The organism is Erwinia billingiae Eb661, from assembly GCF_000196615.1.
Lineage (GTDB): Bacteria > Pseudomonadota > Gammaproteobacteria > Enterobacterales > Enterobacteriaceae > Erwinia > Erwinia billingiae.
On record NC_014306.1, the window covers coordinates 2,871,645 to 2,886,620 of the forward strand.

General features: G+C 55.2%; 14 protein-coding genes. All 14 read right to left on the bottom strand.

Annotated features, from left to right (window positions below):
* Positions 1-99: 99 nt before the first annotated feature.
* The 14 genes from EBC_RS14510 to EBC_RS14575 all read right to left on the bottom strand — a co-directional run bounded on the left by EBC_RS14510 (position 100) and on the right by EBC_RS14575 (position 14,921).
* On the bottom strand, positions 100-1,113 hold the full coding sequence (locus EBC_RS14510) for an alpha/beta hydrolase (RefSeq protein ID WP_049789656.1): 1,014 nt from the start codon (positions 1,111-1,113) through the stop codon (positions 100-102).
* A gap of 144 nt (positions 1,114-1,257) precedes the next feature.
* Positions 1,258-1,848, bottom strand: a complete 591-nt coding sequence (locus EBC_RS14515; RefSeq protein ID WP_013202573.1) for a flavodoxin — start codon at positions 1,846-1,848, stop codon at positions 1,258-1,260.
* Between the two features lie 27 nt (positions 1,849-1,875).
* Entirely contained in the window at positions 1,876-2,586 is a 711-nt protein-coding gene (locus tag EBC_RS14520; protein ID WP_013202574.1) for a carboxymuconolactone decarboxylase family protein, read from the bottom strand.
* 61 nt (positions 2,587-2,647) lie between these two features.
* Positions 2,648-4,123, bottom strand: a complete 1,476-nt coding sequence (locus EBC_RS14525) for a heavy metal sensor histidine kinase (RefSeq protein ID WP_013202575.1) — start codon at positions 4,121-4,123, stop codon at positions 2,648-2,650.
* A gap of 13 nt (positions 4,124-4,136) precedes the next feature.
* A complete protein-coding gene (locus tag EBC_RS14530) occupies positions 4,137-4,826 on the bottom strand; it encodes a heavy metal response regulator transcription factor (protein WP_013202576.1) in 690 nt (229 codons plus the stop codon).
* Positions 4,827-4,909: 83 nt separating this feature from the next.
* The gene (locus EBC_RS14535; RefSeq protein WP_013202577.1) at positions 4,910-6,115 is read right to left on the bottom strand and encodes a multidrug effflux MFS transporter; all 1,206 of its coding nucleotides are present in this window, start codon (positions 6,113-6,115) and stop codon (positions 4,910-4,912) included.
* A gap of 130 nt (positions 6,116-6,245) precedes the next feature.
* Positions 6,246-7,217: an XdhC family protein gene (locus EBC_RS14540; protein WP_013202578.1), complete on the bottom strand. Its 972-nt coding sequence runs from the start codon at positions 7,215-7,217 to the stop codon at positions 6,246-6,248.
* Complete coding sequence (locus tag EBC_RS14545) at positions 7,217-7,801, bottom strand: nucleotidyltransferase family protein (RefSeq protein WP_231853659.1); 585 nt, start codon at positions 7,799-7,801, stop codon at positions 7,217-7,219. Before EBC_RS14545 ends, EBC_RS14540 begins: the two co-directional genes overlap by 1 nt.
* Positions 7,779-9,083 carry a c-type cytochrome gene (locus tag EBC_RS14550; RefSeq protein WP_013202580.1) on the bottom strand — a complete coding sequence of 435 codons (1,305 nt, stop codon included), beginning with the start codon at positions 9,081-9,083 and terminating at the stop codon, positions 7,779-7,781. The genes EBC_RS14545 and EBC_RS14550 overlap by 23 nt, the downstream gene beginning before the upstream one ends.
* A complete protein-coding gene (locus EBC_RS14555; protein WP_013202581.1) occupies positions 9,080-9,553 on the bottom strand; it encodes a (2Fe-2S)-binding protein in 474 nt (157 codons plus the stop codon). Before EBC_RS14555 ends, EBC_RS14550 begins: the two co-directional genes overlap by 4 nt.
* Before the next feature lie 2 nt (positions 9,554-9,555).
* Positions 9,556-11,790 (bottom strand): xanthine dehydrogenase family protein molybdopterin-binding subunit, encoded by a 2,235-nt coding sequence (locus EBC_RS14560; protein WP_013202582.1) that lies wholly within the window; start codon positions 11,788-11,790, stop codon positions 9,556-9,558.
* 128 nt (positions 11,791-11,918) lie between these two features.
* Complete coding sequence (locus EBC_RS14565) at positions 11,919-13,250, bottom strand: NTP/NDP exchange transporter (RefSeq protein WP_013202583.1); 1,332 nt, start codon at positions 13,248-13,250, stop codon at positions 11,919-11,921.
* A gap of 104 nt (positions 13,251-13,354) precedes the next feature.
* Positions 13,355-14,281 carry an SDR family oxidoreductase gene (locus EBC_RS14570; protein WP_013202584.1) on the bottom strand — a complete coding sequence of 309 codons (927 nt, stop codon included), beginning with the start codon at positions 14,279-14,281 and terminating at the stop codon, positions 13,355-13,357.
* Between the two features lie 241 nt (positions 14,282-14,522).
* Positions 14,523-14,921: a (R)-mandelonitrile lyase gene (locus EBC_RS14575; RefSeq protein WP_013202585.1), complete on the bottom strand. Its 399-nt coding sequence runs from the start codon at positions 14,919-14,921 to the stop codon at positions 14,523-14,525.
* Between the last annotated feature and the right edge of the window lie 55 nt (positions 14,922-14,976).

Consider the following 14,976-nt stretch of genomic DNA (forward strand, 5'->3'; position numbering starts at 1 on the left):
GATCAGCATAGCCTGGCGGGATTGATTCGATAAGAGGGCATAATCTGCTAGGGGTTATTAGCTGCGCTCATTAATCAATGCGCGCAGCTAATGGGGGATTTACTGCAGGTTTTTTTCTTTGAGGAACTGGCTGACCACGTCCGCAATCTGCACGTTATTCAGGTCGGAAAAGGCAAAATGCGTATTTCCCATGATGCCGATTTCTGGCAGGTGGATAACCTTCACATCACCACCCTGTTTGTTAACCACATCGCGCCACTGTCTTGCCATCGCCAGGCGTACGCGCCAGCTATCCTGAGCCGGCATCGCGACCGGTTTGTCGGGGATGTTGTCGCCATAAATGATCAGAATGGGAATGTGCGTCAGCGCCATAAACTGCTCCAGTGGAACAGGTTCCCCTTTTAAGATATCAAACGCGCTGGGCATTGCTGCCGGTAACGCATTGGCAGGGAAAACAAAGCCGCTGCCGGGCTCAAACGCCACGATAGCCTTGACTTTGTTATTCTTGATAGCGGTATACCACCCCGGCCCGCCGCCCTGGGAATGCGTGAACAGAATAGCCGGACCGGCTTTATCGATGACGGCAGACATCGCATCTGAAATCACCTTCGCATCGTACGGCCCGGTATTCGGCGTCATCTGGCGGAAGTACTGATTCAGGGCTTCTTTATCCTGTGAGAACTGCACACCTTTAAAGTACTCGGGCCATACGCCCAGACGGAACTGATTAAACCACAGTTGCTCATCGGGTTTTGGCGTCACTGAAGTTTCCACCATGCTCCGCCCTGCACCGCCGCGACGCGGCTGATCGACCAGATAGGTAGAGAACCCCCGGCGAAGAAAGATATTCTGGAATCCCTCCCGGCCGTCTGGCGTTGACTCCCAGGTTCGCGAAAACTGTCCCGCCCCGTGCAGCATCACGATGGGATATTTATGCGGATTAACCGGGATCTGATAAAACACATTCGCGTGATCGCCATGGTACGTTTGACCGGCAGGATCAAGTGGCTTTTTCGCATCAAATTTGCCCGCCGCCGTAGCCACGGCACCGCCTGCAGAAAAGCTGCCTTGCGACTGAATGACCAGCGGTTCAGCTGCGGCGGATTGGACCATAAAAACACCTACCAACAAAGGCAGGCCGAACGTTTTAAAGAGTGCGTTCACGCGTATTTCCTCTTAATGGGCGCGCATCACATGCCGCCCGAACAGATACGTTATTCAGCCAGGCTGAACAGGGTTCACCGGAATTAAACATCCTTAGCTACGAATGACCTCTAACCACTGCATGACCGTTTCCGTGATCTTTCTTTCCTGATCGCATTCAATCACCAGCGGTTTCTCTCTGCGGGTCTGCGGAGCAAGATTGGCCAGAATCTCCTCACTGTCCCCGACACCAAATCCCCCGTGAGTAATAAAGGGGATCAGAAGCTTGCCCGCCAGGTTATGGCGACTCAGAAAGGTTTGCACCACGGGCGGAACGCTGGTCCCCCAGATGGGAAAGCCTAAATAAATTGTCTGGTAACCTGCCAACTCAATGACATTATTTTTCAACTCGGGCTTAACGCCCTCTTCGCGCTGTTTTTTGGCCAGCGCGACGGTCTGGAAATAATCGGCGGGATACGCGGTTAGCGGTTCTATCTCAACGTAATCGGTTTTCAGGCTGCGATGGATCACGCCGGCGATCACCCGCGTGTTGCCGCTTCTGGAAAAGCAGACCACCAGCTTTCGACTGTTATTTTGTTTAATCACCGGGCTGGCGGCGGCTGGGGTAAATATACTGTTGGCCACGGCGACGCCTGCCAGTGCGGTGAGTAGCCTTCTGCGATCGGTATTATGCAAAGATGACATGCTGTCTCCTTTTAATCAGGTCAGGCGTTATTTCCGGTTTTCCTGCGCCTTAATCAGCGCAAGTTCAGCGCGCCCGGCAGCTGCCTGCTCACCGTTATCACGCAACATGTCCACCACCTGCTGCAGTTGTTCACTGCTCAACCCGACGCGCAGGCTGGCCCGCATATGGGACAGCAGCTGTGCTTCCACGCCCGGCGTAGCGGCTAACGCACCGACCGTAGCCAGTTCTCGGCTTTGCCAGTCGAGGTTGTCGCGGGCAAAAATGTTGCCGAAAAGATGGGTTTGCAGGAACTGATTGATCGCTGGAGCAAACTCAAACAGCGGCCCCTGCACCGGCCCACCGGAAATCTTTGTCTGATTGGCAATGCCCAGCTGGCGGAGTTCATCTCCTACGGGAACAGGTTGGACCGGTTCCTTTCCAGCAACATCCTTGATACCGCGCTGCTTGCGCGCCTCGGTGACGTTCATCAACACATTCAGCGCATTCAGGCTGCGCGGAAAGCCGGTGTAGGCGTATAGCTGAACCAGAATCTCTTTCGCTTCATTGACGGTTAATCCGGCGTCCAGTCCCTGATTAAGCGCTTTATCCAGTTCGGCCATCTTGCTGCTGGCCATAGAGGCCGCAATTAACGGGATAGCCTGCTGTCGCGCGGAGAGCATGGCTGAAACAGCGCCCTCCTGCGCCGCAGTGGTGAAAGACAGCAATAACAGCAACAGACAGTGAGCTTTTACGATCATGCAAGGCGTCCTTTTATCGGGAGATGCGCGTTGCAATGATTCTAACCATGCCGCCATGTCATCAGGCTGACGGCTTGCTGACAATCTTGTCAGTTAAAACGGGCAACGCATGCTGCCGTGTCCCTACTGCCGATCGCGGATCGCTCTGTGCACTCAGGCTATCCGACCACAGCGAAAACGTCAGACCAAAGGTATTTATGCCCTGCTCGCTGCGCGCGAAGACTTCACCGCGATGCATAATGGCAACGGCACGGACGATAGATAATCCCAGCCCATGGTGAGTGTCACTTTTCGCGCGGGAGGAGTCCACCCGGTAGAACCGCTCAAACAGGCGATGCAAATGCTCGGGGGCAATCGCGGCACCGGGATTGGATACGGCCACCGTGGCCTCCGTGCGGGTTTCGCTCAGGCTGACGGTGATGGTGCTCTGCGGAGCGGAGTGGCGTGCGCTGTTTTCCAGCAGGTTCGCCAGCGAACGGTGAAACAACCGACGATCGATGTGGGCCAGTGCATCACCCTCAACCCGCAGAACCAGCTGTTTTTCAGCAAACGAGGGCTCAACGTACTCAGCGGTTTTAAAGGTCTCTTCCCGCAGAGAAACCTGCGCAAGTTGGGAAGCATGTTCACCCGCATGGGCATGTGACAGAAACAGCATGTCGTTAACAATGGAGGCCATCCGCTCCAGCTCTTCCAGGTTCGAGCCGAGCAGTTCTTCAAGCTCTTCCTGCGAACGCCGGCGAGACAGCCCCAGCTGCGTCTGACCAATCAAGTTGGTGAGCGGCGTGCGCAGTTCATGGGCAACATCCGCATTAAAGCTTTCCAGCTGTCGCCAGGCCACCGCCTGCCTTTCCAGCACGCCGTTAAAGGAGAAAGCCAGCTGCCTGAGCTCCTCAGGCAAGGCATGGGTATTCAGCCTTTGCCGGTGATCGCCGGGGGCCAGGCGATGCGCCTGCTCGCTAAGCATGCCCACCGGACGCAGGCCAATACGGGATATGCCAAAGCCGAGCAAGGCCACAAGGAATACACCGGAGGCGGAAACGATCAGCAGTGTGCGCGTGAAGGCATCAAGCGTGCCCATATAAGGGGTGGAATCGATAGCAACAATATAGCGAAGCGCCGGCCGTTCGCCTCTGGCCGGCAGCGTGTTAACCAGTAAATACAGAGAACAGGCGTTTTCTGACGCCCCCGGTACTTTGTTAAACCCTTCCTGAAGCGCGCGCCAGTCGACGCCGGTTGGCGGCGCGCCGCCCACGTTGAACCGCGCATCGTCACTGACTATCCAGTAACGGACCCGCTCACCTTCCGAGCTGGCTAAATCGGAAAATTTATCTGACAGTACTGACCAGCCCTCAAGCGAGGTCCGCGCCGTAATCCATGGGCTCATCAACGACTGGCGAAAAAGCAGTTCGTTATGCATCTGCTTTTGCAGCGAGTCATGCAGTGAGCTGCGTAGCAGCAGACCCAGCGTGGCGATAATCAGCACAATACTCAGAACGAACATCAGGGCGAGACGCCCGGATATGGAGCGCTTAAGCATCTTTTCTCTCCACTCAGGGCTGAGGCTGTGACCTGACTTCCAGTACGTAGCCCATTCCCCGCACGGTATGCAGCAGTTTGACGTCGAAGGGCGCATCAATTTTGGCGCGCAGGCGCTTTATGGCCACTTCAACCACGTTGGCATCGCTGTCGAAATTCATATCCCAGACCTGTTCTGCAATCATCATTTTTGACAGGATTTCCCCCTGATGACGGGCCAGCAGGCTGAGCAGTGCAAACTCTTTCGCCGTCAGCTCCAGCCGGTTGCCGGCGCGGACAACCCGCCGCGCCAACAAATCCAGATGGAGGTCGTGAATATGTAATTGGGTAATATCGGCGCCATCCGTCGCGCGGCGACGAACCAGCGCCTGAATACGCGCAACCAGCTCTATCAGGGAAAAAGGCTTTGGCAGATAATCATCCGCCCCGAGCCGCAGGCCCTTCACCCGCTCATCAACCGAGCCACGGGCAGAGAGCATCAGCACCGGCGTTTGTTTGCTCGCGCGGATCCCTTCAAGCACGCGATAGCCATCCATCCCTGGCAGCATGACGTCGAGGATGACAGCGTCGTAATCAAATTCCAACGCGTAGTACAACCCTTCCGTCCCGTCGGCAGAAACATCGACGGTAAAGCCGGATTCACCCAGCGCCCGGCTAAGATAGGAGGAGGTTTTCTCTTCGTCCTCGACAAACAATATTCGCATTAGGCATTTTTCCTGATTCACTTTTAAGCGCTACTTTGCGAGATAGTCGCCAACATTCAGCTGACAATTTCCTGACAGCCTTGTCAGGATGACCGGGATGACACGGTTAACGCCATGACCGCCGCCGCCAGGGTGAAAGCTGCAATTATCCAGCCCATGGTCCAGGACGTGCCGTCGCTGAGTAAGGCCAGCAGTATTGACGAGATAATGCCGCTGCCATACTGAAGCGATCCAATCAGGGCTGATGCGGAACCGGCAACGTTGGGCACGGCATCCATCGCCGACGCGGTGGAGGTGGCGGCAATAATGCCGTTCATGGAAAAGAAGACGAACACCGGCAGAATAACCATCACGATCCCGCCGACTTCAAAGCGGGCACAGACGGCGAGAAGCACAGCGGCCAACGCAGCAATTACGGTCGCAATTTTAAGCAGTAACGCTAACGGATAGCGGTGAACCCACTTTCGGTTAAGCATACTTACCCCCATTAGCCCGACAACGTTAACGGCAAATAGCCAGCCATAGTGCTGCGGATCGACGTGGAAGTAAGTGATATAGACAAACGGAGAACCGGTAATAAACGCATAGGCAGCGACATAATAAAACGTCACGCATAAGGTAAAACGCATAAATTGGGTATTCTTCAGCAGCAGATAATAATTGCTGAAGGCGCCCGGTAAAGAGGCTTTGACCCTTTTATCTTCCGGTAAGGTTTCAGGCAGCCAGCAAATAACTATCAGCATGACGCAGCCAATCACCGCCAGCAGCCAAAAAATACTGTGCCACGAGGTGACCCTGATCATCTGCCCGCCGATCAGCGGCCCGGCAATCGGCGCGATAGCCATCATCACCATCAGCGTCGACAGCATTTGCGCGGCACGGGTACGACCAAACAGGTCGCGGATCATGGCGCGAGCCAGCATCGGACCGGTGCAGGCCCCCAGCGCCTGGAACACGCGCCAGAAAACGATCTGCGTGATGTCGGTAGAGAGCGCACAGCCGATCGAGCCAATAATAAACAGCACCAGACCGACAAACAGTGGTTTTTTACGGCCAAAATGATCGCTTAACGGCCCCCAGATCAGCTGAGCAATACAAAAACCGATTAAAAAACCGGTAATGGTCAGTTCAGCGTCGCCGTGCAGTTCATTTGCCATTATCGGCATGGCGGGCAGATAGATATCGGTAGATAACGAGGTAAAGGCCATTAAGGCACTAAGAATAATAACAAACGTCATGCCGGACGACTTTACGGTAAAGGACTTCAAACGCTGAGATGCGTCATCCATAGTAATTTCCAGAGAAAGTGAATGCCCCTATTTTACCTGTAGCCAGGCGTAAGATAATGGGCCGAAACTGTATTGCCGCTATGAGCATAATTCATTAATAACACCCCTTTATGGTTAAATCGCGCTGACCCTAAACACCATTACGGGTTTTCACAATATCCGCCATCACTGACAGGGCGATTTCGGCCGGCGTTTTGCTGCCTATCGCCAGACCGATTGGGCCTTTAATGCGGGTAAGATCCTCAGGCTGCATACCGCCCATCTTCTGCAGACGATGCTTTCTTTTTTCACTGTTTTTTACCGACCCCATAATGCCAATGTAAAAAGCAGGCGTATTGATGGCTTCCATCATCGTCAGCTCATCAATCCGCGGATCGTGGGTTAAGGAAACGATGGCGACCGAGGGATGAGCGCCATGCAGTTCGAGCCAGCGGGCGGGATGCTGCGGCACAATCGTCACATTATCGGCACCGGCAAAATGCAACTCCAGCTCGCTGAGCATCTCCTGCCGGTGTTCACAAACGCGAACGTGGAACCCCAATATCTGGCCAAGGCGGATACACTCAAATGCCACCGTCGAGTAGCCCGCGATCAGCAGCTCAGGAATCGCACCGACCGGCAGGAGGATTTGCCGATCGCTGTAGTCCAGTACAGGCAATTTCTGCGCGGGCGAAAGGCGATACCAGTCGGCACGCGCCCCCACAACCACCGTTTTCACCATCTGCATTTTGCCGGACAGAGCTTGCTGCATCGCCTGCAACAGCGTTAAACCCGCCGCGTCAGGTGGCAGGTATTCAATCAACACCTCCAGGCTTCCGCCACAGGGCAGCTGCACATCCGGACGCATTCCCCCCTCGCCGTAGCGAATAATCTGGCTCCATGCGCGGTAATTGCCTGCCGCCAGCTGTGTCAGAAAATCCTCTTCAATGCAGCCGCCAGACAGCGATCCGCAATATTCGCCTTCGCTGTTTACCGCCATAAGGGTTCCCGGTGCGCGAGGCGAAGAGCCATAGGTACGCAGAACCGTACAGACCCATACGGGCTGTGCGGACTGACACCACTTCAGTGCGGCATTCACCACGCGCTGGTCGAGAGTGATCATTATTTTTTATCTCGCATCAAAAGATCGTCCGGCCGGTCGACATCCAGCAGGCAACCACGGTCAGTCAGAAAAACCGGTTCCGGTAAGTTTGTCTGCATCAGCATCTGCGCACCCACGTCGCCCTGTAAGGTCAGCAGTTCAGGATAAAACCGCTGGCGGAATCCCACAGGATGCCCCTGTTTACCCGCCACCACCGCGCGCACCACAGGATGTTGTTCCAACGCTTCAGCCACGGCCAGATAACTGGCGGTGGTTAGCCAGGGCAGATCGCCCAGTGAAATCAGCACGCCATCATAGTTGTCACAGGCTTTAACGCCTGCCGCTATCGAATGGCCAATGCCGTCACTGTGGCAAAATACCGGCGTGACACCGGCCAATAACGCATGGATACGATGATCCTCTGGCCGGGTGACCACAAAGACCGGCAGCCCGGTGGCGGCCGCCTGGTCCAGCGTGTGCTGCAGGACCGGCCTGCCGTTGACCAGCGCCAGTAATTTATGCTCACCCGTGGCCTGGCGGAAGCGCCGGCTATGTCCCGCAGCCAGCAGCAGGATCGCGGTATTAATTTTTACGCTGCCTGGCAACCTGTTCGGCGGTCACCGTTCCCTGCTTGCCACCAAACTGCAGCAGTACGTAGTTTGCTACCGCCGCAACTTCCTGATCGGAATATTTTTCGGCAAAGTCAGGCATCACCAGCACCTGATCGTTCACGTTCAGATGGGTGCCGCGCAACATCGCCTGCACCACACTGCGACCTTGCGGATCGTTAACCGCCGTACTGCCTTTTAACGAGGCATAAGGCGTCTGCCGTCCGGCACCATTCCACAGGTGGCAACCGCTGCAGTCACCGGCAAAGAGCTGCTGCCCCTGAGAGGATGTCTGCGATGCAGGCAGAATCGCACTGGAACGCGTCGCGCCTTCGGGCTGCAAGTTCACTTTGGCGCTGGCATCCGTGGCAACCGGTTCGATATGTCGCAGATACTTCACCAGCGCCGCATTGTCTTCTGGCGTCAGATACTGCGTGCTGTTTTGCACCACCTCCGCCATCGGGCCTGACGCGCTGCTCCGGCCTTCCGCGTGCCCTGCGGCAAGGAATTGTGAAAGCTGGGCGTCGGTCCACTCGCCAATACCGGTTTCTTTATCCGGCGTAATATTGCCGGCAAACCAACCCTGCACCACTTCGCCGCTTAACGCCTTGCCGCTCTTCAGGCCAAAGCCGATATTGCGTGGAGTATGGCATTCCGCACAGTGACCGAGTGGTCCGGCGAGATAGGCGCCGCGATTCCATTCATCGTCCTGCTCAGGAACCGGCGCAAAACGCTGATTATTGAAAAAGGCCAGATTCCAGAAGGTCATGCCCCAGCGCTGATCGAAGGGGAAGGAAAGGTCGTTGGCACGGTTAGCCTGTTTCACCGGCGGCAGGCTGAACAGCCAGGCTTTGATCGCCAGCACATCATCACGGCTCATGCCGGTGTAGGAGGTATAAGGCATCGCCGGATAGAGATTGCCGTGCGGACTGACGCCTTCTCTCACCGCCGCAACGAATTGATCGTCGCTCCAGTTACCGATACCGGTTTCCTTATCCGCAGTAATATTGGTGCCATAAATCGCGCCAAACGGCAGAGGAAAGCGGAATCCTCCGGCGAAAGGCTTACCGCCAGGCGCCGTATGACAGGCCACGCAGTCGGCGGCTTTGGCCAGGTATTCACCGCGCTCGATCTGGCTGCTCATGGCGGCAGACGCACCGGCAATGGGGGAAACCGGCTCTGCGCCTTCAGGTTTCAGGATCGGGTATGCGCAGTAAATCACCGCCACCAGCACCAGTAATCCCAGCACACCAAGCGATCGTTTCACTCCTGTTTTCATCCGTTGCTCTCCTCAGTCAAATGGGTGGCTGCCTGATGGATCGCCGCGCGAATACGCGCATAGGTGGCACAGCGGCAGACGTTGCCGCTCATTGCGGCATCAATATCCGCATCGCTGGGATGGTGCTTTTGTGCCAGTAACGCCGTGGCTGACATAATCTGCCCGGACTGACAGTAACCACACTGCACCACATCCAGATCCACCCAGGCTTTCTGTACAATCTGACCGATGTTGCTGGCACCTATACCTTCAATGGTGGTGATGTGTTTATCTTTTGCTGCCGCCACGGTGGTCTGACAGGCCCGAACGGGAACGCCATCCAGATGTACGGTACAGGCACCGCACATGGCAATACCGCAGCCAAATTTGGTGCCGGTCAGGCCCGCTTCATCACGCAGGAACCACAGCAGAGGCATCTGTTCATCGTCGTCAAACGGCACGGACTTATTATTAATGGTTAATGTGGTCATGGTTATGCCTCAGATTGTTGCGCCGCCGATGGGCCAGTACGATGAAAAGGAAGACTTAAGCTGCTGCGTGGACGGCCTAAACGGGCAAGGGCATTGCCTACGGCGGGCGCGATGGTCGGCACACCCAGTTCACCGACGCCGCTTGGGGCTTCAGTGGAAGGAACGATGATCACTTCGATTTCGGGCATATCATTAATGCGCAGTGGACGGTAACTGTTGAAGTTAGATTGCTCGATGCGTCCCTCTTTCATTGAGATGTTGCCATAAAGCGTGATGCTCAGACCGTAACCAATCCCGCCTTCTATCTGCGCCTTGATCACATCCGGATTTACCGCGATGCCGCAGTCGACGGCGCACCAGACCTTATGCACTTTTGGTACTCCGCCTGGGCCAATAGAGACTTCTGCGATCTGCGCCACGCGGGTGCCGAAGGCTTTCGCCACACCCACCCCACGCATTCGGCCGTCGGCCGCCGCAGGCCCGTTCCAGTTCGCCGCTTTGGCCACCGCACGCAGGACGCCCGCTTCGCGCGGCGCCTCCTGCATCAGGGCAAGCCGGCCCTCGACGGGATCCTGTCCGGTTTCCTGTAACAGCTGATCGATAAAGCTTTCGACGGCGTGCCCGGTGTGGGTACTGCCAACGGAACGCAGCGACGTGACGGGGATTTTGCTCGGGACAATGTGGGCATCGCAGCGGAAATGCGCAAAGGTGTAAGGCGTTTCTTTCGCGCCTTCCACCATGGTTCCGTCGACGCCCTCTTTCACCATCGCGGCAAAGGCGCTGTTGACGGTAAAGGACTGGCCAGCCACGGTATTGGTCCAGGCGACGATTTTGTTGTCTGTGATGGCCGCGCGAAAACGGTGCAGCATCATAGGGCGATACCAGCCGCCGGTCAGATCGTCCTCACGGGTGGAGATCAACTTAACGCCCTGCTTAGGCCCGATGGCTTTGGCAACAGCCGACAGATCCGCCGCCAGATCGGGACCCATCACCTTATTACCCAGATCGATCCGCCGCCCAAAACTGCCGCCGGCAAGAATGGTTTCGATATGCACCTTCTCGGGCGGAAGCTGGAAATAGTCGCAGAACTGTTTTTGATCGAGCGTTTGTATCTGGCAGCCATATTTGGCATTCACGCTGTCGCCATCCCAGTAGAGGTAGGCTGCCAGCGGCTCCATAGGAGCATGCGCAATCCAGGGAAAGGTGTATTCGGCTTCAATCACCTTGTCGGCTCCCTTCAGGGCTTCGTCAGGATTGCCCTTTTGCGCCGCCACCGCGCCAGGTGATTGCGCCTTTTCCCGGAACTCGGCAAACATCGCCTCGCTACTGCGTTTTTCCGCAGCCGATTCATCCCACACCGTTTGCAGCTTTTCCCGCCCGCGAATGGCGGCCCAGGAAGAGCGCGCATACACCGCCACGCCGCTATCCGTTAATTTAACCGTCACCACGCCCGGAATTTTTAACGCCTCGCTGGCATCAAACGTCTGCAATTTTGCGCCAAAATAAGGCGGTTTTTTTATCGTCACCGTCAGCATATCCTTCTCGTGGATATCCTGAGAAAAGTAGGCACTCCCGTTGGTTTTTGCCGGTGAATCGACGCGTGGCGTACCGCGAAGCTTGCCGATCAGGGTGAAATCTGTGGCGTCCTTAAGATGAACCTCCGCCAGCGCCGGCGCGGGAAGCGTTGAGGCCAGCTTCACAAACTCGCCGAAACGCCCCGAGCGGGCGCTAATCGCGTGATGGATTACGCCACTCACCACGGTAATTTCTGCTACAGGCACGTTCCACTGCCGGGACGCTGCACTGACCAGCATCATGCGGGCAATGGCACCCATCTGACGCATTTGTTGATAAGCATTGGCGACCGCGCTGGAGCCACCGGTCCCCTGAAGGCCCAATTTCATATTCTTATAGACGTTGGTGTCTACCGGAGCGGCTATCACACGGACCATTGACCAGTCGGCATCCAGCTCTTCAGCAATCAGCGTCGCCATTCCGGTATAAATGCCCTGCCCCACTTCAGTGTGTTTGCTTAATACGATGACGATGTTGTCGGTGCCTATTTGCACAAAGGCATTGGCGGTGAAATGCTGAGTGGCAGCGTCAGAAGACGGCATTTCGCCCGTCAGACTCGCCGCTGCGCGGACGGCTTTTGCCGGTAACCAGGCACCAATAATTAATGCGCCTGCCCCCGCCATAAACCGACGTCTTGAAAACTGAATATCGGGAATATCCATTGCACCATGCTCCACAAAGAAAAAGAGTGTTAAACGTCGTTATGTTTTTATTTTTTAGCGGTAATCCCACGGACCTTTAAAATTACCATGCCGCCGGCCGTTGAATAATAGCCGCCCGACGATAAGGGTTATGAGCCAGATTGATTAATCAGCTGCATTTTTTTCTGCCGTTTCCCCAACCATAACCCGAGAAAAAACCAGATAACTGATAAGGGTATAGCTACCACGGCGATCCCCGTCAAACCTAACCCGGCGACCAGCAGTCCGGCATAGCTCCAGGCCGCAACCTGATCGCCGGCGCGGTAAACCACGGTGTCGATAAAGTTTTTGGTTTTATAGCGGTCCTCGCGTGAAACCGCGGTGAAAAGCACTTCCCTTGCAGGACGCGTCAGAGCGTAATTGCTGACGCTGCGGATCACCTGAAAAGCAATAAACACGCCGATTCCGGGAAAGGCGGCTAACCCTGCAAAACCTAATACACTTAATAGCGGCATCATGCACAGGGTGAACGCCACGCCAATCCAGGCCATGATTCGCCCAGTCAAAAAGAGTTGGATCCCAAGCGTGATGCCATTTATCCACAGATTAATATCAGCAAAGAAAGCGGTACGTGACGCACTATCCGCAAAGTTCTCTGCAGCGATGCTGGCCTGTTGAAAATAGAGCACCGTTGAGGTGATGGAGTAACACAGAATGAATATCGCGATCCCCAGCAAATACGGTGAACGGAAAGTGTGTACGATGCCGGTAAACAGCCCGCCACCTGGCGGCCGGTGTGATTCAGCCTGCTCGTGAGGACCTTTAAACGCATCACTGATGACGGACAGTCTGCGTGCTGCCAGCAAAGCAAACTCCAGAAGGAGGATTGACCCCGTCATCAGCCCGTTTTGCCCGATGCTTTCGACCAGCCCGGAGGTCAGCGCCGAACCGGCGATGCCCCCGACCGTGGCCCCCGACGCCAGAAACGCAAACAGTCGCTTGGCTTGTTCTGCGCTAAAGACATCCACCACGAATGACCAAAAGACTGAAATCACAAACAGATTAAAGACTGAGACCCAGATAAAGAAAGCGCGACCGATCCAGATCCGTTGTTCCGGGGTCGCAATGGTCAGCAGGAGTATAAACACCACCAGGTTCAGCATAAAAAAGCGATAGTTAATGGCAATAAACCTTTCCCGTGGCCAGCGCCGCACACTCCAGGCAAATAACGGATTCATGACGGTCATGGCAACCAGCGTACCGGTAAACAGCCAGGGAAGGTTTTTTACCCCGCCGGCCACGCCCAGCTCTTCACGAATCGGCCTTAACATGTAGTAAGCGAGAAAAAGGGAAAATATATACAGCCATGACCAGAGTAATGCGCGGCCTTCACCGGGCTTAATGCGGACAATATTTCTGAGAAAAAGCCGCCATTTATCCCCCCGCATCGCGCCCGCGGGTTTTAATATTGATGATGCCATAGCGATAGTGTTCCTCACCGTGAGGCCGGGACCCACAGAAAATAATCGTCGGAGTTGAGGGCAATGATTTATTGCCCTGAGAGGAAAATAACTACGGCTTGTTGTTAATAACGATCGCGAAAGGTATTCAGATCCTGGACAACCGATTCAGGCTCTGCAGACAAGGGCAAATTATCCCGGTCATTAATCGCATCGACCTGAGTGGCCGGATCGGCAGGCAACGCCGCAAAGAGAGGATCGAGGTCCGTCTGGGCCGGCCCCTTTTCCGCAACTAATTCAAAAGTTTTATGGTCTGCCGGTGCGGAGGTCAGTGAGGCAACCAGTACCTGGGCAATCTGACTGCGCGATATCACGCCATCGGACGGCGAGCCTGTCCAGTGCGTATCGCCCTGACGCAAAACCAGCTGGTGCTGATCGCTGTCGTTATAATCAAACCAACCGGGACGGACGATGGTGTAAGGCAATCCACTGGCGCGAACTAACCGTTCTCCACGACGTTTCCAGTCATGTCCAATACTGGGTTTGGTGACACCCACAGCGGTCATCAATGCGATCCTGGCGGGCGCGTTAAGCACGCTCAGGATATTACGCACGGCGCCATAATTAACCTGTTCGGCACCTTGCGGGTCGTTGCCGCTAATGCCATGCGTGAAGACGATCGCCGTTACGCCATCAACCGCTTGATGCAGGGTATCCGGCCGGGTTAGTTCACCGACGATGACCTTCACTCCGTCAGGAAACAGTCTGGCCTGCTTTGGGTCTCTTACCAGCGCGCGGGTTTCATATCCCCTGCGGAAGGCTTCAGCAACAACGGGCTGACCGATGCTGCCGCTGGCGCCGACCACCAGTACCACGGTTTTTTCGGTATTCAACGTGTGATCCTTTGTTGCATCAGGTGGATTCTCAGCCCGACTCTCCAACAGTGTGTTGTCACGCGGTGTGGGCGTGGCGGCTGAAACAGTGCTCACAATCAAAGAGGGGCCTGGCATTATCATCAGCAGCATCAGTACATTCTTAATGAAAATATTCATATCGCTCTCGTTGAGAAGGCAAATACTCGCCAGAAAAAACACGATGAATATTAACGATTCAAGCCTGTCGCAGAGCTGACTGAAACATAACAATCCTGTCAGCAATGACAGGACTGTTATCTGAGATTGATTTAATAAGGGAGGTAAATATTACCGTCAGTTGAGCAAAGTATCAGTCACGACTGATACCTTTTTCAGCTGTTCGATTTAATTTGATGGTGCCCGTGCCTGGCTTAAATCGTTATTTTTTGTATTGCTCGTCGGTCACTTTTTCCAGCCATTCTACCGGGCTGCCATTCAGTGATTCGGCAATCGCAATGTGGGTCATGGCGTTATCTGGCGTGGCGCCATGCCAGTGTTTCACGCCTTCGGGAATGAAAATGATGTCACCCTGATTCATCACCACGGTGTCTTCCCCTTCACACTGGATCCAGCCCTGACCGTGGGTGACGATCAGCGTTTGACCGAGTGGATGCGTGTGCCAGGCAGTGCGTGCACCCGGTTCAAAAGTCACGGTTGCACCGCCAACGCGCGCGGATTCTGTGCCACTGAACGGTGCATCAATGCGAACCGTGCCGGTAAAATACTGCTCCGGGCCTTTGTTAGACGGCACTGAGCCGTTAGGGATAATTTTCAACATGCGACGTTCCTTATTCAATGTGTATAGCGTTCAATGACTGTAGCAAACCTGCGGC

Coding starts and splice junctions, on each gene's coding strand:
- EBC_RS14540 (WP_013202578.1), bottom strand. CDS start 7,217: ATGATCACTCTCGACCAGCGCGTGGTGAATGCCGCACTGAAGTGGTGT.
- EBC_RS14575 (WP_013202585.1), bottom strand. CDS start 14,921: ATGTTGAAAATTATCCCTAACGGCTCAGTGCCGTCTAACAAAGGCCCG.
- EBC_RS14570 (WP_013202584.1), bottom strand. CDS start 14,281: ATGAATATTTTCATTAAGAATGTACTGATGCTGCTGATGATAATGCCA.
- EBC_RS14525 (WP_013202575.1), bottom strand. CDS start 4,123: ATGCTTAAGCGCTCCATATCCGGGCGTCTCGCCCTGATGTTCGTTCTG.
- EBC_RS14535 (WP_013202577.1), bottom strand. CDS start 6,115: ATGGATGACGCATCTCAGCGTTTGAAGTCCTTTACCGTAAAGTCGTCC.
- EBC_RS14515 (WP_013202573.1), bottom strand. CDS start 1,848: ATGTCATCTTTGCATAATACCGATCGCAGAAGGCTACTCACCGCACTG.
- EBC_RS14550 (WP_013202580.1), bottom strand. CDS start 9,083: ATGAAAACAGGAGTGAAACGATCGCTTGGTGTGCTGGGATTACTGGTG.
- EBC_RS14530 (WP_013202576.1), bottom strand. CDS start 4,826: ATGCGAATATTGTTTGTCGAGGACGAAGAGAAAACCTCCTCCTATCTT.
- EBC_RS14560 (WP_013202582.1), bottom strand. CDS start 11,790: ATGGATATTCCCGATATTCAGTTTTCAAGACGTCGGTTTATGGCGGGG.
- EBC_RS14555 (WP_013202581.1), bottom strand. CDS start 9,553: ATGACCACATTAACCATTAATAATAAGTCCGTGCCGTTTGACGACGAT.
- EBC_RS14510 (WP_049789656.1), bottom strand. CDS start 1,113: ATGGTCCAATCCGCCGCAGCTGAACCGCTGGTCATTCAGTCGCAAGGC.
- EBC_RS14520 (WP_013202574.1), bottom strand. CDS start 2,586: ATGATCGTAAAAGCTCACTGTCTGTTGCTGTTATTGCTGTCTTTCACC.
- EBC_RS14565 (WP_013202583.1), bottom strand. CDS start 13,250: ATGGCATCATCAATATTAAAACCCGCGGGCGCGATGCGGGGGGATAAA.